We start from the raw sequence: 23,271 nt of genomic DNA on the forward strand, positions 1-23,271 counted from the left end.
AACAGACAGAGCGTATCTTCCTGCTCAGACCGGGGTTGCTCAATCAGATTTATCGGATAGATTTATTCTGAATACATCTTATTAACGGCAACAAGATCAAGCCATTAACCCGGAACTTTGCAAATACTGTAATAATATCACCGTTTTGCCGTCCCGTATTTCACCCGATTGTATCATCGATAATGCCTGAGCAAAGGGCAGCTCCAGCACCTCGATCTCCTCATCTTCGATGCCCCCGCCCTCTCCGGCGCGCCGGGCGTCGCTGTATTCCGCCACGAAGAAATGGACGATTTCCGTTACGCCGCCCGGAGACATATAGAGCTCAAAAACTTTGCGTGCCTCGCCGACGACAAAGCCGGTCTCTTCAATCGCCTCTTTGCGAATGCACACTTCCGGCTCATCGTTATCCAGCAGTCCGGCACAGGTTTCAATCAGGCGCCCGTCGGGGTTGCCATTCACCCAAGTGGCAATGCGGAACTGGCGAATCAACACCACGCTCTGCTTCTCACGGTTGTAAAGCAGGACCGTGGCACCGTTACCCCGATCGTAAACTTCGCGTTTGTGGCGCACCACCTCACCGTTACGCCGCGTCAGATCGTAGGTCAGGTTGCGCAGGATGAAATAGTTATCCGAAAGGCACTTGTCTTTAATTAATTCAATTTTCACGGTAATACGGGCTCCGTTGCGCTCAATACTGGCCATACTACGCTGCGAAACCCGCCTTGTCGCCCGTCGGGTTAATGTTCGGTGGGAGAAGCGACCCCAAGCCAGTCGGCGATCCCCAGGGCGGCGTGTCGCCCTTCCGCCATCGCCGTTACCACCAGATCGGCTCCCCGCACCGCGTCGCCACCGGCAAATATCTGCGGGTTGCTGGTCTGGTAGCGATAGCGCGATTCCACGCTTGCCGCAATCCTGCCCCAGTCATCCACCTCAACCCCCTGCGCCTGTAGCCAGGGCATCGCATGCGGGTTAAAGCCAAAGGCCATAATCACCGCCCCGGCAGGCATCACAAACTCGCTGCCCTCGATGGGCTCCGGACGACGGCGTCCCTGCGCATCCGGCTCACCCAGCCGGGTGCGCAGCAGGCGGATGCCGTTGACCCGCCCGGCGTCATCGAGGGTGAGCTCCACCGGCTGGACGTTAAACTCAAAGGTCGCGCCCTCTTCTCTGGCGTTTTTAACCTCTTTTTTCGAGCCCGGCATATTGGCCTCATCCCGGCGATAGGCGCAGGTGACATTCGCCGCTCCGTGGCGCAGAGCGGTGCGCACACAGTCCATCGCCGTATCGCCGCCACCCAGCACCACGACGTTGAGTCCGGCGGTATCGACGAAGGGCTCTTCCACCGACGGCGGCAGCCCCATCAGCTGACGGGTATTGCCCACCAGGAACGGCAGCGCATCGTAAACGCCCGGCGCATCTTCATTGGGAATACCCGCTTTCATTGAGCGATAGGTTCCCACCCCGACAAAGAGGGCATCGTACTCGCTGAGCAGCTGCGCCAGCGGGATATCTTTACCCACCTCGCAGTTCAGTTCGAAGCGGATGCCCATGGCGGTGAAGATCTCCCGGCGGCGGGCCAGCAGGGATTTATCCAGCTTAAAGGCCGGAATACCGAAGGTGAGCAGGCCGCCAATTTCCGGGTGGCGGTCAAAGACCGTGACGCTGACGCCGCGACGGATCAACGCGTCAGCGCACGCCAGCCCGGCGGGCCCAGCGCCGATGATGGCCACCTGCTTATTGACCGGCGTAACGTGGCTCAGGTCCGGTCGCCAGCCTTTCGCCAGCGCCTGGTCGGAGATATAGCGTTCGATGTTGCCAATGGTCACCGACCCGGCCACGTCGCGCACCGTGCAGGCGCCTTCGCACAGTTTGTCCTGCGGGCAGACCCGGCCTGTTACTTCCGGCAGGCAGTTGGTCTGGTGAGAGAGCTCGACCGCCCCAGCGATATCCCCCGCTTTCACCCGTTCGATCCACTGGGGGATATGATTGTGCAGCGGGCAGGTCCATTCGCATACCGAGTGCTCGCCGCAGGTAAGGCATCGGTCGGCTTCCCGCTTCGCCTGCGCCGGACGGAACGGCAGATAGATTTCGTTGAAATTACCCGCCCGCGCCTCAGGGGTGAGCTTATCCGGCTCGCCACGCGCGGGCGTAGCTGCCAGCTGCTCGCGTTTGCTACCTGTTCTGGTCACGCTCGCCGCCCGGGTCTGCCACGGCTGGGCCTCATGGCGCGCCGTGCGCAGTTGCCGGGCGCGAGCCAGCTGGTTCAGGTTATCGGGCGTCACCAACGACAGGGCATCCGCCGGGCAGTTCGCCACACAGGCGGGCCCCTGCGGACGCTCAAGGCAGAGATCGCACTTCTGAGCGGTAGCCGCCAGCGGTGTAGTGACAATCTCGATGGTGCCAAACGGGCAGGCAACCACACAGGCTTTACAGCCGATACATTTGCGCTGATCCACCTGTACACTGTCATGCATGCGGCTGATGGCCCCGTTCGGGCAGCTCTGGGCGCAGGGGGCGTTTTCACAGTGGTGGCAGGTTACGGCGCTCTGTTTAGTGCCCTCTTTGACCACGGTGATGCGCGGGGTAAAATGGCGCTGGCTGAGGGCATGTTGCTCATTATTATGTGCCATGACGCAAGCGACCTCGCAGGCATAGCATCCAATACATTGCTGGCTATTTGCCATAATAAAACGGTTCATGACGGTTCCCTTGCTGGCCCTGATAACCTTATTCTTTTAACGGAATAGTGTATTTACCCACCGCAACGGTAACAGGCAATGTTCATTTGCCCAGGAACGGAAAATATTTCGCCTGAACCTGTATCAGATCAATTTATTTCAGCGCGGGTGAAATTACGTTTCATTCCCTTGCACAAATGCTTATCAGGACGCGACCGGTGAGAGTTAAACAACCTGTTTCACGCAGCCTTGCCCGGGCCTTTTTCTCCATCATTGCCCTGTCGCTGCTGACCAGCGCGATTGCGCTGTTTACGCTCGCCAGCGGCCAGCGTGATGCTGAAGCCATCAACCTGGCCGGTTCGTTACGGATGCAGAGCTATCGCCTGGGTTACGACATTCAGCGGGGCAGCGTCGACCTGGTGCCTCATCGCCGGATCTGGCAACAAACCCTGGACGCCCCTGCCCTGCAAACCCTGAACAGCTGGTATGTCCCGGACGAGGTTAAGCAGCGCTATCGCCAGCTGCAGATCCGGTGGCAGGCGGTGGATCAGAAACTCGCTCAGGGTGATTACGCCTGGTATCAGGCGCAGATGGACGAGTATGTGGCGCGTATCGACGCCTTTGTCCTCTCCCTGCAGCACTATGCCGAACGTAAGATCACCCTGGTCTTCGCCATCTCCTTTGCCGGTGGGGCCAGTATTTTTCTGCTGGTGTTTGTCACCCTCCGCCGCATCCGCCAGCAGGTTGTCGCCCCGCTCAATCACCTGGTCACCTCCAGTTTGCGCATTGAACAAGGTCATTTTGATACCCCGGTGCCGAATACCGATCTCTCCAATGAGCTTGGCCTGCTCTCCCGCACCTTTAACCATATGTCGGCGGAGCTGCACACCCTGTACCGCTCGCTGGAGATTTCGGTTGAAGAGAAGACGCACCACCTGCACGAAGCCCACCAGCAGCTGGAGATGCTGTTTACCTGCTCCCAGGCGTTGAACACCGACAAGATTGACAGTCACTGCTTCCGCCACATCCTGCACATTGTTTGCGAATATACCGGGATCACGTATCTGGCCCTGCACACCAGCGACGGCTGGCAGATGCAGGAGGGTGAAGCCGCACTGCATCTCGACACCCAGGTGCTGCCGGTAGTGATGATGGAGACCCGCTTCGGTGAGCTGCGCTGGCAAAGCGCGCAGCGCCCCGTCCCGATGCCGCTGATGAAAAGCGTGGCGACGATGCTTGGCCGCGGCCTCTTTTCCAACCAGGCGCAGAAGCACTATCACCAGCTGCTGTTGATGGAGGAGCGCGCCACTATTGCTCGCGAACTGCATGATTCGCTGGCGCAAGTGCTCTCTTATCTGCGGATCCAGCTGACGCTGCTCAAACATGCGGTGCCGGAAGAAAACGAAACGGCGCAGGGGATCATTACCGATTTTTCCCAGGCACTGAATGCCGCCTACCGCCAGCTGCGCGAGCTGCTTACCACCTTCCGCCTGACGCTGAACCAGGCCAATCTGCCGGCTGCGTTGCAGGAGATGCTGGATGACTTACAAAAACAGACCGCTGCGCGGCTGACTCTCGACTGCCAGCTTTCGTCTCTGGCGCTGGATGCACAGATGCAGGTCCACCTGTTGCAGATTGTCCGGGAGGCGGTACTGAACGCCATCAAGCATGCGCAGGCCAGCGACATCACGGTCTGCTGCATCACCGCCCCGGATGGCAAGCACACGGTGACAATTTGCGATAACGGCATCGGCATTGGTGATGCCAGCGAACCTCCGGGCCACTACGGTCTGAACATTATGCGTGAACGTGCCGACCGGCTGGGGGGAACCCTGAGCTTCTCACAGCCGCCAGCTGGCGGTACCCAGGTCAGCGTGCGCTTTTGTTCTTCGACCGCAACCGAGGGTAAATAACGGTAAAAACAGGCGGGGGATCGCCTGTCAGCCACGCAGATGAACAATACTCACCGCTGCACCAGGGCGATGGCGCGGAAAAAGCGCATGATAATTTACATTATCTCCTTTATTTCTCCACGTTTGACATCCCCCTTGCCGCTAGAGTGAAGCGGGCTATCTACAATGACGACGCGCAGCAAAACGAGGTCCTATTTTAATGGCGAATTTTTTCATCGATCGCCCCATTTTTGCCTGGGTGCTGGCAATTTTATTGTGCCTGACCGGCACGCTGGCTATTTTTTCTCTCCCTGTTGAGCAGTACCCGGATCTGGCCCCACCTAACGTGCGGATCACGGCTAACTATCCGGGGGCATCCGCACAAACTCTGGAGAACACCGTTACCCAGGTGATTGAACAGAATATGACGGGCCTCGACAACCTGATGTACATGTCCTCCCAGAGCAGCGCCACCGGCCAGGCGTCGATAACGCTCAGCTTTACCGCGGGCGCCGACCCGGATGAAGCGGTGCAGCAGGTGCAAAACCAGCTTCAGTCAGCCTTGCGTAAGCTGCCGCAGGCGGTGCAAAACCAGGGCGTGACGGTGCGTAAAACCGGCGATACCAACATCCTGACCATCGCCTTTGTCTCCACTGACGGTTCAATGGATAAGCAGGATATCGCCGACTATGTCGCCAGTAATATTCAGGATCCGCTGAGCCGTATCAACGGCGTGGGGGATATCGACGCCTACGGGTCGCAGTACTCCATGCGCATCTGGCTCGACCCGGCGAAGCTCAACAGCTTCCAGATGACCGTGAAAGATGTCACCGACGCCATTGAATCGCAGAACGCCCAGATTGCGGTGGGTCAGTTGGGGGGCACGCCGTCCGTGGATAAACAGGCACTGAATGCCACCATTAACTCCCAGTCGCTGTTGCAAACGCCCCAGCAGTTCCGCGACATCACCCTGCGTGTCAATCAGGATGGCTCCGAGGTGCGCCTGGGGGATGTCGCCACCGTGGAGATGGGGGCCGAGAAGTATGATTACCTGAGCCGCTTTAACGGCAAGGCGGCCTCCGGGCTGGGGGTTAAGCTGGCTTCCGGCGCCAACGAGATGGCCACCGCAGAACGGGTTATCGACCGTCTCGACGAGCTGTCGCACTACTTCCCGCACGGGCTGGAGTACAAAATCGCCTACGAGACCACCTCGTTCGTGAAGGCTTCTATTGAGGATGTGGTGAAAACCCTGCTCGAAGCCATCGCGCTGGTGTTTTTAGTCATGTACCTGTTCCTGCAAAACTTCCGCGCAACATTAATCCCCACCATCGCCGTTCCGGTAGTGTTGATGGGCACCTTCACGGTGCTCTACGCCTTTGGCTACAGCATCAACACCCTTACCATGTTTGCGATGGTGCTGGCGATAGGCCTGCTGGTGGATGATGCCATCGTGGTGGTGGAGAACGTTGAACGTATCATGAGCGAAGAGGGACTCTCGCCCCGGGAAGCGACGCGTAAATCGATGAAGCAGATCCAGGGCGCGCTGGTGGGTATCGCCATGGTGTTGTCGGCAGTGTTTGTGCCGATGGCCTTCTTTGGCGGTACCACCGGGGCGATCTACCGTCAGTTCTCAATCACCATCGTGGCGGCGATGGTGCTGTCGGTGCTGGTGGCGATGATCCTCACTCCGGCGCTGTGCGCCACCCTGCTTAAACCCCTGCATAAAGGTGAACACCACGGTCAGAAAGGCTTCTTTGGCTGGTTCAACCGCATGTTTAACCGCAACGCGGCGCGCTATGAGGCGGGTGTGGGACGGGTTCTGCATCGCAGTCTGCGCTGGATGCTGATCTACATTCTGCTGCTGGGGGGCATGGTTTTCATGTTCCTGCGGCTGCCCACCTCGTTCCTGCCGCTTGAAGACCGGGGCATGTTTATTACCTCCGTGCAGTTACCGAGCGGCTCGACCCAGCAGCAGACTCTGAAGGTAGTGCAGCAGGTAGAGTCGTACTTCTTTAATCAGGAGAAAGACAACGTGCTGTCGGTCTTTGCCACCGTCGGCTCCGGCCCGGGCGGGAACGGACAGAACGTGGCGCGTATGTTTGTCCGTCTGAAAGACTGGGATGAGCGCGATGCCACAACCGGCAGCTCGTTTGCCATTATCGAGCGCGCCACCAAAGCCTTCAGCCGCATTAAAGAGGCGCGGGTCTTTGCCAGCAGCCCACCCGCCATCAGCGGGCTCGGCAGTTCGGCGGGCTTTGATATGGAGCTGCAGGATCACGCCGGGGCCGGACATGATGCGCTGATGGCCGCCCGCGACCGTCTGCTGGAGCTGGCCGGAGAAGAACCTTCCCTGACCCGCGTGCGTCACAACGGTCTGGACGATAGCCCGCAGATGCAGATCGATATCGATCAGCGTAAAGCCCAGGCGCTGGGCGTCTCCATCGATGATATCAACGACACCCTGCAAACCGCGTGGGGTTCGAGCTACGTGAACGACTTTATGGATCGTGGCCGCGTGAAAAAGGTCTACGTGCAGGCGGCGGCCAAATACCGCATGTTGCCGGACGATATCAACCTGTGGTACGTGCGCAATAAAGAGGGCGGCATGGTGCCCTTCTCGGCCTTTGCCACCTCGCGCTGGGAGACGGGCTCGCCGCGCCTGGAGCGCTACAACGGCTACGCCGCGGTGGAGATTGTCGGTGAAGCCGCGCCGGGCGTCAGTACCGGAACCGCGATGGATGTGATGGAAAATCTGGTGCGGCAGCTGCCTGCCGGATTTGGTCTCGAGTGGACCGCCATGTCCTATCAGGAACGCCTCTCGGGAGCCCAGGCTCCGGCGCTGTATGCCCTGTCGCTGCTGGTGGTATTCCTCTGTCTGGCCGCGCTGTATGAGAGCTGGTCGGTGCCATTCTCGGTGATGCTGGTGGTGCCGCTGGGGGTTATCGGCGCCCTGCTCGCCACCTGGATGCGCGGCCTGGAAAATGATGTCTATTTCCAGGTAGGGCTGTTAACGGTCATCGGTCTGTCGGCGAAGAACGCCATTCTGATTGTCGAGTTCGCCAACGAGATGAATGAAAAAGGTCAGGAGCTGATGGCCGCCACCCTGGAAGCCTGTCGCCAGCGCCTGCGCCCCATCCTGATGACCTCGCTGGCGTTTGTGTTTGGCGTTCTGCCGATGGCCACCAGCTCTGGCGCGGGCTCCAGCAGTCAGCATGCGGTGGGTACCGGGGTGATGGGCGGGATGATTTCGGCCACTGTTCTCGCCATTTACTTTGTTCCGCTGTTCTTTGTGCTGGTACGGCGACGTTTTCCGTTAAAGGAAAAACAGAAATAAGATCTTGATAATAAAAAAGGCGTCCTTACCGGCCGCCTTTTTTGTGTGTTAATTTTCACACTTTTATTATTTAGAAAATTAAGTGCTCTTGCGTTACTTGCTGAATGTCATTTACGAAGCATGCCTTCGATAAAATCTTTCCAGTTCCCCAGTTCACGTTCAATCATAACTACCTCTCTTATTATTATCGGCCATTCTACGAGAATATATCATCATTGTGAAGAGTTTTTAATCAGTGATACTGCTCTACCCCCGTTGGTACGACTGGCTTGTAGATACTATGGGCTCTTCGCGTTAAATTTTATGTGACCAACTGCAATATTTTGAAATAACCTTAATCAGGGCCGGGAAAATAACTTTGTAGCTGTTCTTAAATGCATTTTTGGCTATCAGCGCTCTATGCAATAAAGATGAAATTATATTCAGGACTTAAGTGCAATTTGTCACGCTGCTGAATATTCAATAAGGTAATAAAACAAATGTGTTATATTTCCACAAACGTTTACTCATCGAAATTACTGAGCAACTGACCACTTTTAAGACAAAAGGATTCACCATGATCACCCTGTATGGCATTAAAAATTGCGACACCATTAAAAAAGCCCGCCGCTGGCTGGAGCACAACAACATTGAGTACCGTTTTCACGACTATCGCGCCGACGGTATTGATGCTGATTTGATGCAGAAATTTATTGCTGAGCTCGGCTGGGAGGCGCTGCTCAACACGCGCGGCACCACCTGGCGCAAACTGGATGAAAGTGTGCGGGCCAGCATCAACAATGCCGACAGCGCAGCCGCATTAATGGTGGAAATGCCCGCAATCATCAAACGCCCATTGCTCTGGGCGCCCGGTAAGCCTATGCTGCTGGGTTTCAACGAAAATCAATACCAAACCTATTTTATTGAGGTGTAGTCTATGTCATGCCCGGTCATTGAGCTGACTCAGCAGCTTATTCGCCGCCCCTCCCTGAGCCCTGATGATGCGGGTTGTCAGGCTCTGATGATCGAACGCCTGCGGGCGATTGGTTTTACCGTCGAACCGATGGATTTTGGCGACACGCAAAATTTCTGGGCCTGGCGCGGCCAGGGTGAAACCCTGGCATTTGCCGGACATACCGATGTGGTACCCGCCGGTGATGCCGATCGCTGGATCAACCCTCCTTTCGAACCGACCATCCGCGACGGCATGCTCTTTGGTCGTGGCGCGGCAGATATGAAAGGATCGCTGGCAGCGATGGTGGTTGCCGCCGAACGTTTCGTGGCGCAATACCCGAACCATAAAGGCCGCCTGGCGTTTTTAATCACCTCTGATGAAGAGGCCAGCGCTAAAAACGGCACCGTGAAGGTGGTTGAAACGCTGATGGCCCGTAATGAACGTCTGGATTACTGCCTGGTGGGCGAGCCGTCCAGCACCGAAATGGTGGGCGACGTGGTGAAAAATGGCCGTCGCGGCTCTATCACCTGCAACCTGACCATTCACGGCGTCCAGGGTCACGTGGCTTATCCGCATCTGGCCGATAACCCGGTGCACCGCGCCGCGCCGATGCTCGAGGAACTGGTTGGCATTGAGTGGGATAAAGGCAATGAATATTTCCCACCGACCAGCATGCAGATCGCCAACATTCAGGCCGGTACCGGCAGCAACAACGTGATCCCTGGCGATCTGTTTGTGCAGTTCAACTTCCGCTTCAGCACCGAGCTGACGGATGAGATGATCAAAGCCCGCGTCGTGGCCCTGCTGGAGAAACACCAGCTGCGCTACAGCATCGACTGGTGGCTTTCGGGCCAGCCGTTCCTGACCGGGCGCGGCAAACTGGTGGATGCGGTAGTTAACGCCATCGCGCACTATAATGAAATTAAACCGCAACTGCTGACCACAGGCGGTACCTCTGACGGACGCTTTATTGCCCGCATGGGTGCACAGGTGGTCGAACTTGGGCCGGTGAATGCCACGATTCATAAAATCAATGAATGCGTGAATGCCGCTGATTTGCAACTGCTGGCCCGTATGTATCAACGTATCATGGAGCAACTTGTCGCCTGACGGTTGCCCCAAAGAAGGATAAGCGAATGGACTGGCTGGCTAAATACTGGTGGATCCTGGTACTGGTTTTTCTGGTAGGCGTACTGCTGAATGTGATCAAGGATCTCAAGCGCGTTGACCATAAGAAATTCCTCGCCAACAAACCTGAACTCCCCCCACATCGTGACTTTAACGACAAGTGGGATGATGAAGACGACTGGCCGAAGAAAGACCAGAAGAAGTAATGCCTGCCCCTCTCCCCCGGCGGGGAGAGGGTTATCCGCTAAAAGAACTCCACGATGTCGTCATCATTGGGCTTGCCGCCGCTGAGCGCTTCATCGAAGTAACGTTTCGGCACGGTAAAACGCAGGTGATCCAGCGCAAACTGCATGCTGCGATCGTCAATGGCGTGCCCCAGATCGTCGACAATATCCAGCGTCACATCACCGCCCGCGCGGATCAGCGCCTCCTGGGCAGCAACCGCATGGGAGAGCTCAATCACGCGATCGTCCCCGCCGTGGATCAGATGAATAGTGGTTCTGGTGGTCGCCTGTCCGGGCAAGGTCGCATAGCGGCCATTGAAAGCAATTACCCGCGAGACCAGGCCTGGCTCCGCTTTTATGCTCTCCAGCGCCATAATCGCTCCCTGGGAAAAACCGATCAGCGCCGTGGCATCCGCCTTCACACCGCTTTGCTGCTGCCAGTAACGCACCGTTTCGACAAAGGCCGGCATGATGGCATCCACGCGCTCCTGACGGCTCTCTTCGGTCACGCCCTGCACGGAAAACCACTGACGGCCGTTCGGGCCGCAAGGCTCCGGAGCGCCCACGCTCACCACTAGCGCGTCAGGAAACAGGGGTGCAAACCAGCGGCCAATCTCCCCCATATTGACCGGGTTGTCGCCAACGCCATGAAACAGCAGCAAAAGCTGTTTGGCTGGCATAGCGGGGCTCTGGACAACAAAATGGTCATGTTTCATGGCAGTCTCCTTAATGGGTAAGCGGGATTCTACGCCTGACAGGCAGAATGAACATGCCAGTTTACTGATGAAGTTATTGAAAAAATTGCCATTGCAAAACCGTCTGCTTCAGCTCCTGACAGCGCTGACTGTCCAGCTGCGCCAGCGCCTGGCCCGCCTCGCTGCGCAGATAATTCAGTAACGCTTTGCGCCCGTTCAGCCCCAGACTCTGGCTCAGAGCGCCGTCGTCCCGGTCCTGCTCGATTTTGCCCCGCAAGCCTGCCAGGGGCAGAACCGTTGACCGCAGCAGGCGCGTCAGACTGGCAAACGACGCCGTGAGGGGGCGATGCGCAAAAGCAAATCCGGCCAGCTCCAGCCAGTCATCATCATTAAGGGTAGACTCACCCGCGGGCTCTACCGGGATCTTTTCTCCGTTCATGCGTTCAATCACTGCGGCATCACGACAGAGCCGCTGATGCTCGCGCTGACACAGCGCCTGCCCCGCCGGGCTAAGCGGCAGGAGTGCCATCGCCGTGAAGCAGCCGCTGCTGGCCTCCCGGTGGCTCCCCATGCGCACCAGCACAAAACCGCAGCGCTGCCAGAAACGCCAGAGCGCGTCGGTGTAACCAAAGCTCACAGAAAGGTAGTCGAGGCTCGTCTGCTGGCAGGCCGCGGCCACCAGCGCCCGGCCAATGCCTTCGCGCTGGCGGGCAGGATGAACGGCTACGCGGGTCACCCGTCTCGCGCTCAGCGTTGCCGCCAGGGGCGAGCCCCCGTGTGCCGCCAAAGATTGCGCCACCAGATTACCGCGCGGACGCCGGTAGCCCGCCCATACCGCCTGGCTGAGCGCCGGGCTTAAGCCTCCCTCCTCCACCAGCCACAGCGCGCCGCAGACGCTCTCCCCTGCCCGGGCGACGGCAAAATGCTGTCCGGGGGCATCCATCATGCGTCGCAGATCGAGGGGGGATGTCCGGTAGTGGGCCGCGCAAAGCAGTTTATAGACCGCCGCCGGGAGCGCAGGGGCGCGGTTCCAGGCCTCCTGCTCCAGGGTTGCGTAGCCGATCTCCCCCAGCGGGATGCTGTCGTCGGGCTCATCATCAAACAGCAGCACCTGGGCGATAAGGCGCTCCAGCGGGCAGCCTGACGCCCAGCGCACCGGGGTGGAGAGGGTGAAGTAACGCAGCCCGGCAAAACGGGCGCAGAACTTCAGCAGGAACCCCCTGCCGGTGCCCTCATAGCCCTGCACCGTGGTGGTAAGCAGGACCCGGGGGAAGCGCGTCACCAGCCGCTCCAGCAGCGGGCCGGGAATGGCCGCCGCCTCATCAACGATCAACCAGTCGGCATGTTCGTCCGGGGCCAGCAGCGCGTCAGGGGCCATAAAGCGATAGCGCTCACCGCCGAAACGGGCAATGACGTCGGTCGCCGCCCTGGCGGGAGCGGTGACAATGGCGTTGCCCATAATGCGATGCAACAGCATGCCCGCCAGCGCCGACTTGCCGCGCCCGCGTGGAGCGGTGACGGCGGCGACGCCTTCAGGCATGGTAATGAGCTGGTCCAGTATCGCAGCCTGCTCGCTCTGGGGCTCGCCGCTGGCTGGATGCCAGTCGGGTGCGGGTGGCGTTGGCGTAAGCATAAAAGGCTCGCCCTGCTGCCAGCGTAACACCTGCGGATCGCCCAGGATGTGGCGGCAGAAGCGGTCAATAAAGCGCGGCGTAGGGATGGGCTCTGGCCTGTCGCTCCAGCGCAGCGAATCCTGGTCGGGAATCTTTGGCCAATGCGTCAGGTCGGGTGTGAGTAAAACCAGTAGACTGCCGGCTCGCAGGGTGCCCGCCACGGCAGCAAAGGCCGAGACGTCGAAGCCGTGCCGGGCGTCGAAGATAGCGTGAAGAAACTCACGGCCCAGCAGCCGATGCAGCGCCTGGGGCGCGCAGGATGGCGGCTGCGGGGCATCAGCGCCAATCCACAGCCACTCCCCGGGATACTCCTCTTTCAACAGCCGCGCCTGCTGCTGCGTCCAGGTTTCATCCCCGCTCAGCACCAGCAGCCGCCGGTGCCCTTCCCGCGCCAGTTGTTCAGGCAGGCCTGATAAATTCATCCCTGACATTGAAAATTACAGCGCCTTGCCGAAGGTATTGCACTGTGCCGGATCGCCGCCGTCAAAGCCCTTTTTGAACCAGTTATAGCGCTGTTCTGACGTACCGTGCGTAAAGCTGTCTGGCACGACATGGCCCTGACTTTGCTGTTGCAAACGGTCATCGCCAATGGCGTGGGCCGCGTTGAGGGCCTCTTCCAGATCGCCCGCCTCCAGCACGCCCTCCTGCTGCATCTTGTGACCCCAGACGCCGGCAAAGCAGTCGGCCTGCAGTTCCATGCGTACCGACAGGGCATTCACCTCTTTCTCGCTGGCATTCTGCTGCAGCTGACGCACTTTAGGTTCAATCCCGAGCAGTTTTTGCACGTGATGGCCGACTTCATGGGCGATAACATAGCCCTGGGCAAAGTCGCCGTCGGCGCCCAGCTTATGTTTCATGTCATCGTAGAAGGAGAGATCGATATAGACGGTAGAGTCAGCAGGACAGTAGAACGGACCCATGACCGATTGTCCGGTGCCGCAGCCGGTGCGGGTGGCGCCGCGATACATCACCAGCTTCGGTTGCTGGTAGGTACGGCCCATTTTTTCAAACAGCTGGCCCCAGGTATCTTCCGTGGTGGCGAGAATGACCGACGTAAATTTCGCCGCCTCGTCTTCGCTCGGGCTGATGGAGCGCGTTGCCTGCTGCTGTTGCTGAATCGGTTGCCCGGTTAACAGCCCGCTCAGGTCGACCCCGTAGTAGCCCGCCACCACGACCACCAGCAAAATAATAATGCCGCCCTTGCCTCCCGGCAGGCGAAATCCCGGGCCGCCCATTGACGGGCCCCTACTGCTGCGTCTGTCATCCACATTGTCACTTTCGCGACGCCCTTGCCAGCGCATAATCCCACCTCGAAAAATATCATCTTGATAACAGGTATGATCGTAGGCGCTTCGAAGCAAGATTACCACAGGAAACAGGAGTGAGATGCCAGAGGAGGCTGTGCTCCTCTGGCAGGTAGGGCAGGATTAATCGAGTTTAACACCCAGACGGTGAGCAACGGCTTCGTACGCTTCAATCAGGCCGCCCAGGCTTTGGCGGAAGCGGTCTTTGTCCATTTTATCCAGGGTCTCTTTGTCCCACAGGCGGCTGCCGTCCGGGGAGAATTCATCACCCAGCACCACCTCACCTTTATACAATCCGAATTCCAGTTTGAAGTCGACCAGAATGAGGCCCGCGTCGTCAAAGAGCTTCTTCAGCACGTCATTGGCTTTGAAGGTCAGCTCCTGCATACGCGCCAGATTCTCTTTGCTCACCCAGCCAAAGGTTTCGCAGTAAGATTCGTTGACCATCGGGTCGTGCATGGCGTCGTTTTTCAGGAACAGGTCGAACAGCGGTGGGTTCAGCTCCATGCCCTCTTCGATGCCCAGACGCTTCACCAGGGAGCCCGCGGCGCGGTTACGGACGACACATTCAACCGGCACCATGTCCAGCTTCTTCACCAGACACTCTGTATCGGACAGTAACGCTTCCATCTGCGTCGGGATACCCGCCTCTTCGAGCTTGCTCATAATGAAGTGGTTGAACTTGTTGTTCACCATGCCTTTACGGTCAAACTGCTCAATGCGCGCGCCATCTCCTGCTGACGTATCATTGCGGAACTCGAGCACCAACAGATCCGGGTTTTCGGTGCTGTATACGGTTTTCGCTTTGCCACGATACAACTCAGCTTGCTTCTGCATCTTCATTACTCCTGGTGTGATGATTTGTGTTCAAAACTGGAGATATTATGCCACGCACACGTTTGCGTAGCACGAAAATTAAAAGGGCTGGATTAACCAGCCCCTTTTTTTACTTGCTGAATGCCGCCTGAAGGACAGCGACCAGCGCATCATTCTGCGACTGGGTCAGCGTATGGCCTTTCGGATCGATAAACTGCAGGCTGCTACGGTTGTCCAGATCGCCGACCTGAAGTTTGTAATCGCCCGAAGCCAGACCCGGATCGCGTACGCCCAGCTCTTCCCAGCTGCTGTCAGAGAGCGGTTTGTAGGTGAGCGTCATGCTGCCGGTTGAGCGGGTGCTGTCGGTGACTTTCATGCCGACACGCTCAAGGGTGGAAGGCAGACGCTGCCAGACCTGGTTGAACGGACCACGCACTACCAGCATTGGCAGACCGGTATCGTCGGCAGCGCTCTGCACGTCGAAGGTGGCACCATTACGGTTCTGAGCAGCATTCGCCGCGTCGGTGGCGCTCTTATCAAGACCCGCAGCAATCACGTTAAGCAGTTCGGTGCTGTAACGCTGCATGGATGCCGCGTCGGCAACCGGTTTGCCCGCCTGCTCCAGGTTGATGAGTTTAACCACCACCGCCTGCTGATAACCCTGAGGTTTAACAGAGACTTGATAGCGCCCACGGTACTGCTGGTCTTCATCCAGACGGCTCCATTCGATCCAGTCTGTCGTCAGCGTCTGGCTGGCATCGTCGCGCTGGGTAATCGCGTAGTTCTTCGACTGAAGTACGCTCACCACCTGCGGCCACAGCCCGGCATTGCGCGCGCTCTCAACCTGCAGCGTCGCGGTATCGCCGGTGAACTGAGTACGCGCCCCGCTTACCAGCGCCAGAGGCTGTGCTGGCGGACGAATATCAAGCGCTTTGCCTACCGCGCCGCTACCGTTGGCAACCGGAATGTTGTAGTCGCCATTCTGAATGGGCAGGATCATGCCAGCAGGTGCATGAAGTTCAGCAAGCGGCGCAGCATCCAGATAGGATTCGTCACCGCTCACCTGGCGCTTGTAGCGTGAATCTGAGCTACAGGCCGCGAGCAGCATAACAAGCGAAACACCCGCAACCTTCACCAGGCGCGACTTCTGTACTGAGTAAGCCATCAAATCTCCCTAAACTTTACAGCAGACCGGCATGCTTCAGCGCCGCAGTGACCGTTTCACGACCGTGGTCGGTAATCGGGGTCATTGGCAGACGCAGCGTATCGGTCGCTACAAGTCCCAACTCCTTACATGCCCATTTCACTGGGATTGGATTGGGTTCGACAAATAATTTGTTGTGCAGCGGCATCAGACGCTGGTTAATCACACGCGCTTCCTGGAAATGACCAGCCGCAGCCAGTTTACACATTTCAGCCATATCGCGGGCTGCAACGTTAGAGGTCACGGAAATCACGCCGTGGCCGCCGAGCTGCATAAAGTCCAGCGAGGTCGCATCATCGCCACTCAGCAGAATAAAGTCGTCTGAAACCAGCTCTTTGATCTGATGAACGCGGCTTAAGTTCCCGGTCGCCTCTTTAATACCGATAATATTTTTTACTTTCGCGAGGCGGCCTACCGTTTCTGGCAGCATATCGCAGCCAGTGCGCGACGGCACATTATACAGAATTTGTGGCAAGTCAGTATGTTCAGCGATGGCTTTGAAATGCTGGAACAGACCTTCCTGGGTAGGACGGTTGTAGTATGGGGTTACCGTCAGGCATCCCACCACACCACTGTCGTTGAAGCGCTGGGTCAGACTGATGGCTTCAGCCGTGGCGTTGGCACCTGTACCAGCGATAACCGGGATACGCCCGTCAGCCAGTTCAAGGGTCATCAACACCACTTCGCCATGCTCTTCGTGGCTCAACGTAGCAGACTCACCGGTAGTTCCTACCGAAACAATCGCCGAGGTTCCGCTGGCGACATGATAATCAATCAGTTTCTTCAGGCTTGACCGGCAGACATTACCTTTCTCATCCATCGGTGTTACAAGCGCGACAATACTTCCCGTGAACATGGGCCATCCTCTGTGCTTACAAGAGCCTCAATGGTACGTTTGGTGCTGTAATAAAAGCAAGCGACGTGAGACCTCCAGGTTATTGTATGCCGGTTTTTTTTATGCTTTCCTTAGAAAGACTAAACCAAGCAAAGGAAGAACAGGTTTGACAACCTCATCACAACATTACCTGGTTATTACTGCGCTGGGTGCCGACAGGCCGGGGATCGTGAACACCATCACCCGCCACGTCAGTAGCTGCGGCTGCAACATCGAAGACAGCCGCCTGGCGATGCTGGGTGAAGAGTTTACTTTCATCATGCTGCTTTCCGGGTCGTGGAATGCGATTACCCTGATTGAATCGACCCTGCCGTTAAAAGGCGCAGAGCTGGATCTGCTGATCGTGATGAAGCGCACCACCGCGCGCCCGCAGCCTGCCCTGCCGGCTACCGTCTGGGTCCAGGTGGAAGTGACTGACTCCCCGCATTTAATCGAACGCTTTACCGCCCTGTTTGACAGCCACCAGATGAATATCGCCGAGCTGGTCTCGCGGACGCAACCGGGCAAAGATGACGCCGTGCCGAAACTGTTTATTCAGATCACCGCCCACAGCCCGGCGTCGCGGGATGCCTCAAATATCGAGCAAGCGTTCAAAGCCCTCTGTACAGAACTGAATGCGCAAGGCAGTATTAACGTCGTCAATTATTCCCAGCATGAACAGGATGGAGTTGAGTAATGAATCCACTGAAAGCCGGTGACATCGCACCGAAATTTAGCTTGCCCGATCAAGACGGTGAGCAAGTAAATTTGACCGACTTCCAGGGACAGCGTGTACTGGTCTATTTCTACCCGAAAGCCATGACCCCAGGCTGTACCGTACAAGCCTGCGGCTTACGCGATAACATGGACGAGTTGAAAACCGCCGGCGTCGAAGTGCTGGGTATCAGCACCGACAAACCGGAAAAACTGTCTCGTTTCGCCGAAAAAGAGCTGCTTAACTTCACGCTGCTTTCTGACGAAGATCACCAGGTTTGCAACGCGTTTGGCGTCTGGGGTGAGAAAACCTTTATGGGTAAAACCTATGACGGTATCCACCGCATCAGCTTCCTGATCGACGCTGACGGCAAAGTTGAACACGTGTTTGATGACTTCAAAACCAGCAATCACCACGATGTGGTGCTGGAATGGGTGAAAGCGAACGCCTGATTTGGCTCTTCGCTTGTTTGGCCGGGTGGCGCTACGCTTACCCGGCCTACAAAATCCATAGGCCCGTGCAAGCGTTAGCGCCGCCGGGCAACAGCCTACTCCTCCACTGCCGGCACATCCGGCCAGGCATGCACCACCGCTTTAACCAGCGTGGCCAGCGGGATCGCGAAGAAGACTCCCCAGAATCCCCACAATCCGCCAAAAATTACTACCGACAGAATAATGACGAGTGGGTGCAGGTTTACCGCTTCCGAGAACAGCACCGGAACCAGCAGGTTTCCGTCCAGCCCCTGAATAATCAGATAGACGACGAAACAGCTCCAGAACTCGGTGCCAAGACCAAACTGGAAGAGCGCCACGCCCACTACCGGAATGGTGACCACAAACGCCCCGATATAGGGAATCAGCACCGAGAAGCCTACCAGCACCGCCAGCAGTAGCGAGTAGTTCAGGCCGAAGATTAAGAAGCCAATCCAGGTGGCAACCCCAACGACAATCATCTCCAGCACTTTGCCGCGAATGTAGTTGGTGATCTGCTGGTTCATCTCCTTCCACACCTGCCCTGCCAGCCCACGGTTACGCGGCAGGACGCGGCGCACCGCGTTAAGCATCTGATCTTTGTCCTTGACCAGGAAGAAGACCATCAGCGGCACCAGCACCAGATAGACCGCCAGCGTCAGCAGCCCCACCAGCGACGCGAGGGAGAATTTGACCACCGTATCCCCCATCGTCATGATGCGGGTGCGCATGTTCTCAGCCATGGCATCAATGATGCCCGCATCCATCAGGGCCGGATAGCGGCGCGGCAGGGTGGCGGCAAAGTCAGAGAGTTTGCTGAGCATCCCCGGCATATCGCGGATGAGATTGATCCCCTGCTGCCAGGCGATCGGCAATACTACAAAGGACATCACCATCAGGATGCCGACAAAAAAGACCAGCACGATGATGCTGGCCCAGCGGCGGGAACAGCCAATATTTTCCAGCCGGACGGTAGGCCACTCCAGTAAATAGGCGAGCACGATTGCCACCAGTAGCGGCGCCAGCAGCCCGCTAAAGAAGAAGAGGATGCCAAAACCGGCAACCAGAATAATCAGCAAAGCAATGGCCTCAGGATCGCTAAAACGTCGGCGGTACCACTGCATTAATAACTCGAGCATTCAACCCTTCCCTGAAGATATTGGCGGAACGTAAAGAGTGAATTGTATCGAAGAGTTAATGAAAAGACTTTCGCTTTTTCTTGCTCCGTCACAAAACGCAAAAGCCTGAAAAGAGGGATTTTCTTATCGCCCTGAGGCGCATACACTTGCAGAGCAGCCGCAGATGAACGATATGCGGGTTCTTCGGTCAAATTAGCACACCCACCAGACAGGACAGAGGTTATGTTCAGGCAGTTGAAAAAAACGTTGGTTGCGACGCTCATCGCTGCGCTGACCGCTGGCCAGATGATGCCAGCCTTCGCTGACTCTGCAGACGCATTGCCGGATATGGGCACCTCGGCAGGAAGCACGCTCTCCATTGGTCAGGAGATGCAAATGGGCGATTTCTACGTGCGCCAGCTGCGCGGCAGTGCGCCGTTGATCAACGATCCATTGCTGGTGCAGTACATCAATTCGCTGGGGATGCGCCTTGTCTCCCACGCGGATTCGGTAAAGACCCCTTTCCACTTCTATTTGATCAATAACGACGAGATCAACGCCTTCGCCTTCTTCGGCGGCAACGTGGTGCTGCACTCGGCGTTATTCCGCTATGCCGACAACGAAAGCCAGCTGGCCTCGGTAATGGCGCACGAAATTTCTCACGTCACCCAGCGTCACCTGGCGCGCGCGATGGAAGATCAGAAGCGCAGCGCCCCGCTCACCTGGGTGGGCGCACTGGGCTCTATCCTGCTGGCGATGGCGAGCCCGCAAGCGGGTATGGCCGCGCTGACCGGTACCCTGGCCGGCACCCGTCAGGGGATGATCAGCTTTACCCAGCAAAATGAACAGGAAGCGGACCGCATCGGTATTCAGGTACTGCAACGCTCCGGGTTCGACCCGCAGGCGATGCCGAACTTCCTCGAAAAGTTACTCGACCGGGCGCGCTACTCCTCGCGTCCGCCGGAAATTCTGCTGACTCACCCCCTGCCGGAAAGCCGTCTCTCGGATGCCCGCAACCGCGCCAACCAGATGCGTCCGGTGGTGGCGCAGTCCTCAGAAGATTTCTATATGGCGAAGGTCAGAACCCTCGGCATGTACAACTCGGGGCGCAACCAGCTGACCAACGATCTGCTCGATGCCCTGAATAAAGGCAACGTGCGTGAACAGCGTGCCGCCCGGTATGGCCGTGCCTTACAGGCAATGGAGGCCAGCAATTATGACGAGGCGCGCAAAAACCTGCAGCCGCTGCTGGCCGCAGAGGCCAACAATGCCTGGTATCTTGATCTGGCAACTGACATCGACTTAGGGCAGAAAAAAGCCCAGGATGCGATCAACCGTCTGAAAGGCGCCCGTGACCTGCGCAATAACCCGGTCCTGCAACTCAACCTGGCGAATGCTTACTTACAGGGTGGACAGCCGCAGGAAGCCGCGCCCATTCTCAACCGCTACACCTTCAATAATAAAGATGATCCTAACGGCTGGGATCTGCTGGCCCAGGCGGAAGCCGCGCTCGGCCATCGCGATCAGGAGCTGGCTGCCCGCGCCGAAGGTTATGCCCTGGCCGGACGTCTGGATCAGGCCATCTCCCTGCTGAGCAGCGCCAGCTCGCAGGTGAAACTCGGCAGCCTGCAACAGGCCCGTTACGATGCCCGTATCGATCAGTTGCGCCAGCTGCAGCAGCGCTATCGCGCGTATGAAAAGATGTAAAAGGAGAAAAGATGTCTGACGCGGTTACGATCTACCATAACCCTCGCTGCTCAAAGAGCCGCGAAACCCTGAACCTGCTGAAAGCCAACGACGTTGAGCCGCAGGTGGTGCTCTATCTGGATACGCCGCCGGATGCCGACACCCTCCGCACGCTGCTCGCCCAGTTGGGAATGACCAGCGCCAGAGCGTTAATGCGCCAGAAAGAGGAGCTTTACAGAGAGTTGCGTCTGGCAGACAGCGCGCTCAGTGAAGATGAGTTAATTCAGGCGATGGTGGAGCATCCGAAGCTGATTGAGCGCCCGATTGTGGTGGCCAACGGCCAGGCCCGGATTGGCCGCCCGCCTGAGCAGGTGCTTGAGATTGTGAAGTAAGCAGGAATGGCCCGGTAGCGCGTGCGCCGGGCCTACAGATTGAGAATGTCTTTCACAAAAGGAATGGTGAGCTTCCGCTGGGCGGTGATGGATGCCTTATCCAGCTGATCGAGCGTCATAAACAGCGTACGCATCTCGCGATCTAAACGTTTTAGCAGAAAACGTCCCACATCTTCCGGCAGTTCAAATCCCCGTAACCGCGCCCGCAGCTGCAAAGCCTGCAGCTTATCTTCATCGGAAAGCGGCTGTAATTTGTAGATTTGTCCCCAGTCGAGACGCGAAGCCAGATCGGCCAGCCCGAGATTCAGCTGACGCGGCGGTCGATCGCCGGTAATCAGCAGCCGGGTCTTCCCCGACTCCAGAATGCGGTTATAGAGATTGAAAATCGCCATCTCCCACAGCTCATCCCCCGCCACGCATTCGATATTGTCGATGCAGACCAGCGACAGCTGTTCCATTCCATCGAGCACCTCCGGCACAAACCAGGTGCGTTTATCCAGCGGCACATAGCCGACCGCATCCCCGCGCTGAGAAAGTTCAGCACAGGCGGCGTGCAGCAGATGGCTGCGCCCCGCGCCTTCGCGTGACCAGATATAGATGTAACCGCTGTGCTCCTGGCGCAACACGTTTTGCAGTGCAGCCAGTAAAGAGGGGTTATCACCCGGCCAGAAACTCGCGAAAGTTTCGTCGTCGGGAAGATAAAGTGGCAAAGAGAGCTGTGCCGGTGCGTTCAGAAATACCTCAACCAGGTCTTACTCGGAATCGGCCCAGAGTTTAACACGGAACAAGCGGGGAGAGAACCGGGCGGATCGGCCACCCGGTTGCAGGATCAATGCGAGACTTTTTCGCTCTCTTCGGCGTCCAGCACCACCTCTTCCGGGCGCAGAACGGAGATCAGCTTGAAGATCAGGGCCAGACCGATACCGACGATGGTGGCCAGCGCCATGCCTTTCAGCTCGGCGGCGCCAATGTGCACCTTGGCACCACTGACGCCGATAATCAGGATCACCGAGGTCAGGATCAGGTTTTGCGCTTTGCTGTAGTCAACTTTTGAGTCGATCAGAACGCGAATACCGGAGGCGCCAATCACCCCGTACAGCAGCAGCGAAACACCGCCCATCACCGGAACCGGGATAATCTGGATAGCCGCCGACAGCTTACCGACGCAGGAGAGCAGGATGGCGAAAATCGCCGCACCGCCGATAACCCAGGTGCTGTAGACGCGGGTAATAGCCATCACGCCGATATTCTCACCATAGGTGGTGTTTGGCGTGGAGCCGAAGAAACCGGAGATGATGGTTGAGAAGCCGTTGGCAAACATTGAGCGGTGCAGACCCGGGTCGCGGATCAGGTCGCGCTTGACGATATTCGCCGTCACCACCAGGTGACCGACGTGCTCGGCAATCACCACCAGCGCCGCAGGCAGAATGGTGAAGATGGCAAACCACTCAAAGCGCGGGGTGTAGAAGGTTGGCAGCGCGAACCAGTGGGCCTGGGCAATCGGGGTGGTATCCACAACGCCCATCGCAAAGGAGAGCGCATAGCCAGCCAGTACGCCGATCAGGATCGGGATAATTGCCATAAAACCGCGGAACAACACGGAGCCAAAGACCGTCACGCCCAGCGTGACCAGCGAGATAGTAATGGTTTTAGTATCCGGGGATTGCCCGTCGGCAGGCAGCAGGCCCGCCATGTTTGCGGCCACACCGGCTAATTCAAGACCGATGACGGCAACGATTGCGCCCATCGCCGCAGGGGGGAACATCACATCCAGCCAGCCGGTCCCCGCTTTCTTCACAATGAAAGCCACCAGACAGAACAGCACGCCGCACATAATGAAACCACCCAGCGCCACTTCATAGCCTAACGGCAACAACAGCAAGACCGGGGAGATAAAGGCAAAGCTGGAGCCCAGGTAGGCCGGAATCTTACCTTTACAAATAAAGAGATAAAGCAGCGTACCGATGCCGTTAAACAGCAGCACGGTGGCCGGGTTAATGTGGAACAGGATTGGCACCAGCACGGTTGCACCAAACATCGCAAACAGGTGCTGCAAACTAAGCGGGATTGTCTGCAAAAGTGGCGGTCTTTCACTCACCCCGATAGCACGGCGCGTCATAGAATCTTCCTCAAG

General features: G+C 57.6%; 21 protein-coding genes. 9 read left to right on the forward strand and 12 right to left on the reverse strand.

The annotated features are described in order from the left end of the window. Positions 1 to 96: 96 nt before the first annotated feature. Both nudK and aegA read right to left on the reverse strand, forming a co-directional pair. Positions 97 to 672: a GDP-mannose pyrophosphatase NudK gene (gene nudK / locus GNG29_RS16395; protein ID WP_103181120.1), complete on the reverse strand. Its 576-nt coding sequence runs from the start codon at positions 670 to 672 to the stop codon at positions 97 to 99. 65 nt (positions 673 to 737) lie between these two features. After that, positions 738 to 2,699: a formate-dependent uric acid utilization protein AegA gene (aegA, locus tag GNG29_RS16400; protein WP_156655010.1), complete on the reverse strand. Its 1,962-nt coding sequence runs from the start codon at positions 2,697 to 2,699 to the stop codon at positions 738 to 740. Between the two features lie 197 nt (positions 2,700 to 2,896). Here aegA and narQ point away from each other — a divergent pair, with 197 nt between their 5' ends. Continuing rightward, complete coding sequence (narQ, locus tag GNG29_RS16405; RefSeq protein WP_156655011.1) at positions 2,897 to 4,591, forward strand: nitrate/nitrite two-component system sensor histidine kinase NarQ; 1,695 nt, start codon at positions 2,897 to 2,899, stop codon at positions 4,589 to 4,591. A gap of 199 nt (positions 4,592 to 4,790) precedes the next feature. Next, on the forward strand, positions 4,791 to 7,904 hold the full coding sequence (gene acrD, locus GNG29_RS16410; protein WP_156655012.1) for a multidrug efflux RND transporter permease AcrD: 3,114 nt from the start codon (positions 4,791 to 4,793) through the stop codon (positions 7,902 to 7,904). A gap of 107 nt (positions 7,905 to 8,011) precedes the next feature. Here the strand turns inward: acrD and ypfM are convergent, their stop codons facing one another. After that, positions 8,012 to 8,071 carry a protein YpfM gene (gene ypfM / locus GNG29_RS16415; protein WP_015572204.1) on the reverse strand — a complete coding sequence of 20 codons (60 nt, stop codon included), beginning with the start codon at positions 8,069 to 8,071 and terminating at the stop codon, positions 8,012 to 8,014. Positions 8,072 to 8,460: 389 nt separating this feature from the next. Here ypfM and GNG29_RS16420 point away from each other — a divergent pair, with 389 nt between their 5' ends. From GNG29_RS16420 to GNG29_RS16430, 3 genes are read left to right on the forward strand one after another with little or no spacing between them, the layout of a single operon-like run. Continuing rightward, a complete protein-coding gene (locus tag GNG29_RS16420; RefSeq protein WP_103180672.1) occupies positions 8,461 to 8,817 on the forward strand; it encodes an ArsC family reductase in 357 nt (118 codons plus the stop codon). Between the two features lie 3 nt (positions 8,818 to 8,820). Beyond that, positions 8,821 to 9,948, forward strand: a complete 1,128-nt coding sequence (gene dapE, locus GNG29_RS16425) for a succinyl-diaminopimelate desuccinylase (protein ID WP_156655013.1) — start codon at positions 8,821 to 8,823, stop codon at positions 9,946 to 9,948. A gap of 26 nt (positions 9,949 to 9,974) precedes the next feature. After that, the gene (locus GNG29_RS16430) at positions 9,975 to 10,172 is read left to right on the forward strand and encodes a YpfN family protein (RefSeq protein ID WP_039029679.1); all 198 of its coding nucleotides are present in this window, start codon (positions 9,975 to 9,977) and stop codon (positions 10,170 to 10,172) included. A gap of 38 nt (positions 10,173 to 10,210) precedes the next feature. Here the strand turns inward: GNG29_RS16430 and ypfH are convergent, their stop codons facing one another. The 6 genes from ypfH to dapA form a co-directional block, all read right to left on the reverse strand. After that, the gene (gene ypfH, locus GNG29_RS16435; protein WP_103180674.1) at positions 10,211 to 10,906 is read right to left on the reverse strand and encodes an esterase; all 696 of its coding nucleotides are present in this window, start codon (positions 10,904 to 10,906) and stop codon (positions 10,211 to 10,213) included. A gap of 73 nt (positions 10,907 to 10,979) precedes the next feature. Then, complete coding sequence (locus tag GNG29_RS16440) at positions 10,980 to 12,980, reverse strand: tRNA(Met) cytidine acetyltransferase TmcA (RefSeq protein WP_409201140.1); 2,001 nt, start codon at positions 12,978 to 12,980, stop codon at positions 10,980 to 10,982. A 15-nt stretch (positions 12,981 to 12,995) separates the two neighbouring features. Then, a complete protein-coding gene (locus GNG29_RS16445) occupies positions 12,996 to 13,859 on the reverse strand; it encodes a neutral zinc metallopeptidase (protein WP_156655015.1) in 864 nt (287 codons plus the stop codon). 126 nt (positions 13,860 to 13,985) lie between these two features. Further along, positions 13,986 to 14,699 (reverse strand): phosphoribosylaminoimidazolesuccinocarboxamide synthase, encoded by a 714-nt coding sequence (gene purC, locus GNG29_RS16450; RefSeq protein ID WP_103180677.1) that lies wholly within the window; start codon positions 14,697 to 14,699, stop codon positions 13,986 to 13,988. Positions 14,700 to 14,808: 109 nt separating this feature from the next. Next, complete coding sequence (bamC, locus tag GNG29_RS16455; protein WP_103180678.1) at positions 14,809 to 15,843, reverse strand: outer membrane protein assembly factor BamC; 1,035 nt, start codon at positions 15,841 to 15,843, stop codon at positions 14,809 to 14,811. Positions 15,844 to 15,859: 16 nt separating this feature from the next. Next, on the reverse strand, positions 15,860 to 16,738 hold the full coding sequence (gene dapA / locus GNG29_RS16460; RefSeq protein WP_103180679.1) for a 4-hydroxy-tetrahydrodipicolinate synthase: 879 nt from the start codon (positions 16,736 to 16,738) through the stop codon (positions 15,860 to 15,862). A gap of 145 nt (positions 16,739 to 16,883) precedes the next feature. On the opposite strand from dapA, the gene GNG29_RS16465 reads away from it, so the two are divergent. Then, the gene (locus GNG29_RS16465) at positions 16,884 to 17,453 is read left to right on the forward strand and encodes a glycine cleavage system transcriptional repressor (RefSeq protein WP_197431813.1); all 570 of its coding nucleotides are present in this window, start codon (positions 16,884 to 16,886) and stop codon (positions 17,451 to 17,453) included. Then, positions 17,453 to 17,923 carry a thioredoxin-dependent thiol peroxidase gene (bcp, locus tag GNG29_RS16470; RefSeq protein ID WP_039029687.1) on the forward strand — a complete coding sequence of 157 codons (471 nt, stop codon included), beginning with the start codon at positions 17,453 to 17,455 and terminating at the stop codon, positions 17,921 to 17,923. The genes GNG29_RS16465 and bcp overlap by 1 nt, the downstream gene beginning before the upstream one ends. A 95-nt stretch (positions 17,924 to 18,018) precedes the next feature. Here the strand turns inward: bcp and GNG29_RS16475 are convergent, their stop codons facing one another. Beyond that, positions 18,019 to 19,080, reverse strand: a complete 1,062-nt coding sequence (locus GNG29_RS16475; RefSeq protein WP_103180681.1) for an AI-2E family transporter — start codon at positions 19,078 to 19,080, stop codon at positions 18,019 to 18,021. A 222-nt stretch (positions 19,081 to 19,302) separates the two neighbouring features. Here GNG29_RS16475 and bepA point away from each other — a divergent pair, with 222 nt between their 5' ends. Next, positions 19,303 to 20,766 carry a beta-barrel assembly-enhancing protease gene (gene bepA, locus GNG29_RS16480; protein WP_103180682.1) on the forward strand — a complete coding sequence of 488 codons (1,464 nt, stop codon included), beginning with the start codon at positions 19,303 to 19,305 and terminating at the stop codon, positions 20,764 to 20,766. An 11-nt stretch (positions 20,767 to 20,777) separates the two neighbouring features. Beyond that, complete coding sequence (gene arsC / locus GNG29_RS16485; RefSeq protein ID WP_103180683.1) at positions 20,778 to 21,137, forward strand: arsenate reductase (glutaredoxin); 360 nt, start codon at positions 20,778 to 20,780, stop codon at positions 21,135 to 21,137. A gap of 32 nt (positions 21,138 to 21,169) precedes the next feature. On the opposite strand, the gene GNG29_RS16490 is transcribed toward arsC, so the two are convergent. Both GNG29_RS16490 and uraA read right to left on the reverse strand, forming a co-directional pair. After that, on the reverse strand, positions 21,170 to 21,871 hold the full coding sequence (locus GNG29_RS16490; protein ID WP_214422612.1) for a DnaA inactivator Hda: 702 nt from the start codon (positions 21,869 to 21,871) through the stop codon (positions 21,170 to 21,172). Positions 21,872 to 21,966: 95 nt separating this feature from the next. Then, positions 21,967 to 23,256, reverse strand: a complete 1,290-nt coding sequence (gene uraA, locus GNG29_RS16495; protein ID WP_156655017.1) for a uracil permease — start codon at positions 23,254 to 23,256, stop codon at positions 21,967 to 21,969. Positions 23,257 to 23,271 lie beyond the last annotated feature (15 nt).

Source organism: Leclercia sp. Colony189 (assembly GCF_009740165.1).
GTDB lineage: Bacteria > Pseudomonadota > Gammaproteobacteria > Enterobacterales > Enterobacteriaceae > Enterobacter.

What these genes read in the sequence shown, in the direction of transcription:
- dapA (WP_103180679.1), bottom strand. Translation starts at nt 16,738, where the DNA reads ATGTTCACGGGAAGTATTGTCGCGCTTGTAACACCGATGGATGAGAAA.
- GNG29_RS16475 (WP_103180681.1), bottom strand. Translation starts at nt 19,080, where the DNA reads ATGCTCGAGTTATTAATGCAGTGGTACCGCCGACGTTTTAGCGATCCT.
- dapE (WP_156655013.1), top strand. Translation starts at nt 8,821, where the DNA reads ATGTCATGCCCGGTCATTGAGCTGACTCAGCAGCTTATTCGCCGCCCC.
- purC (WP_103180677.1), bottom strand. Translation starts at nt 14,699, where the DNA reads ATGCAGAAGCAAGCTGAGTTGTATCGTGGCAAAGCGAAAACCGTATAC.
- arsC (WP_103180683.1), top strand. Translation starts at nt 20,778, where the DNA reads ATGTCTGACGCGGTTACGATCTACCATAACCCTCGCTGCTCAAAGAGC.
- GNG29_RS16430 (WP_039029679.1), top strand. Translation starts at nt 9,975, where the DNA reads ATGGACTGGCTGGCTAAATACTGGTGGATCCTGGTACTGGTTTTTCTG.
- GNG29_RS16445 (WP_156655015.1), bottom strand. Translation starts at nt 13,859, where the DNA reads ATGCGCTGGCAAGGGCGTCGCGAAAGTGACAATGTGGATGACAGACGC.
- acrD (WP_156655012.1), top strand. Translation starts at nt 4,791, where the DNA reads ATGGCGAATTTTTTCATCGATCGCCCCATTTTTGCCTGGGTGCTGGCA.
- bepA (WP_103180682.1), top strand. Translation starts at nt 19,303, where the DNA reads ATGTTCAGGCAGTTGAAAAAAACGTTGGTTGCGACGCTCATCGCTGCG.
- ypfH (WP_103180674.1), bottom strand. Translation starts at nt 10,906, where the DNA reads ATGAAACATGACCATTTTGTTGTCCAGAGCCCCGCTATGCCAGCCAAA.
- bcp (WP_039029687.1), top strand. Translation starts at nt 17,453, where the DNA reads ATGAATCCACTGAAAGCCGGTGACATCGCACCGAAATTTAGCTTGCCC.
- bamC (WP_103180678.1), bottom strand. Translation starts at nt 15,843, where the DNA reads ATGGCTTACTCAGTACAGAAGTCGCGCCTGGTGAAGGTTGCGGGTGTT.
- GNG29_RS16440 (WP_409201140.1), bottom strand. Translation starts at nt 12,980, where the DNA reads ATGAATTTATCAGGCCTGCCTGAACAACTGGCGCGGGAAGGGCACCGG.
- aegA (WP_156655010.1), bottom strand. Translation starts at nt 2,699, where the DNA reads ATGAACCGTTTTATTATGGCAAATAGCCAGCAATGTATTGGATGCTAT.
- GNG29_RS16420 (WP_103180672.1), top strand. Translation starts at nt 8,461, where the DNA reads ATGATCACCCTGTATGGCATTAAAAATTGCGACACCATTAAAAAAGCC.
- uraA (WP_156655017.1), bottom strand. Translation starts at nt 23,256, where the DNA reads ATGACGCGCCGTGCTATCGGGGTGAGTGAAAGACCGCCACTTTTGCAG.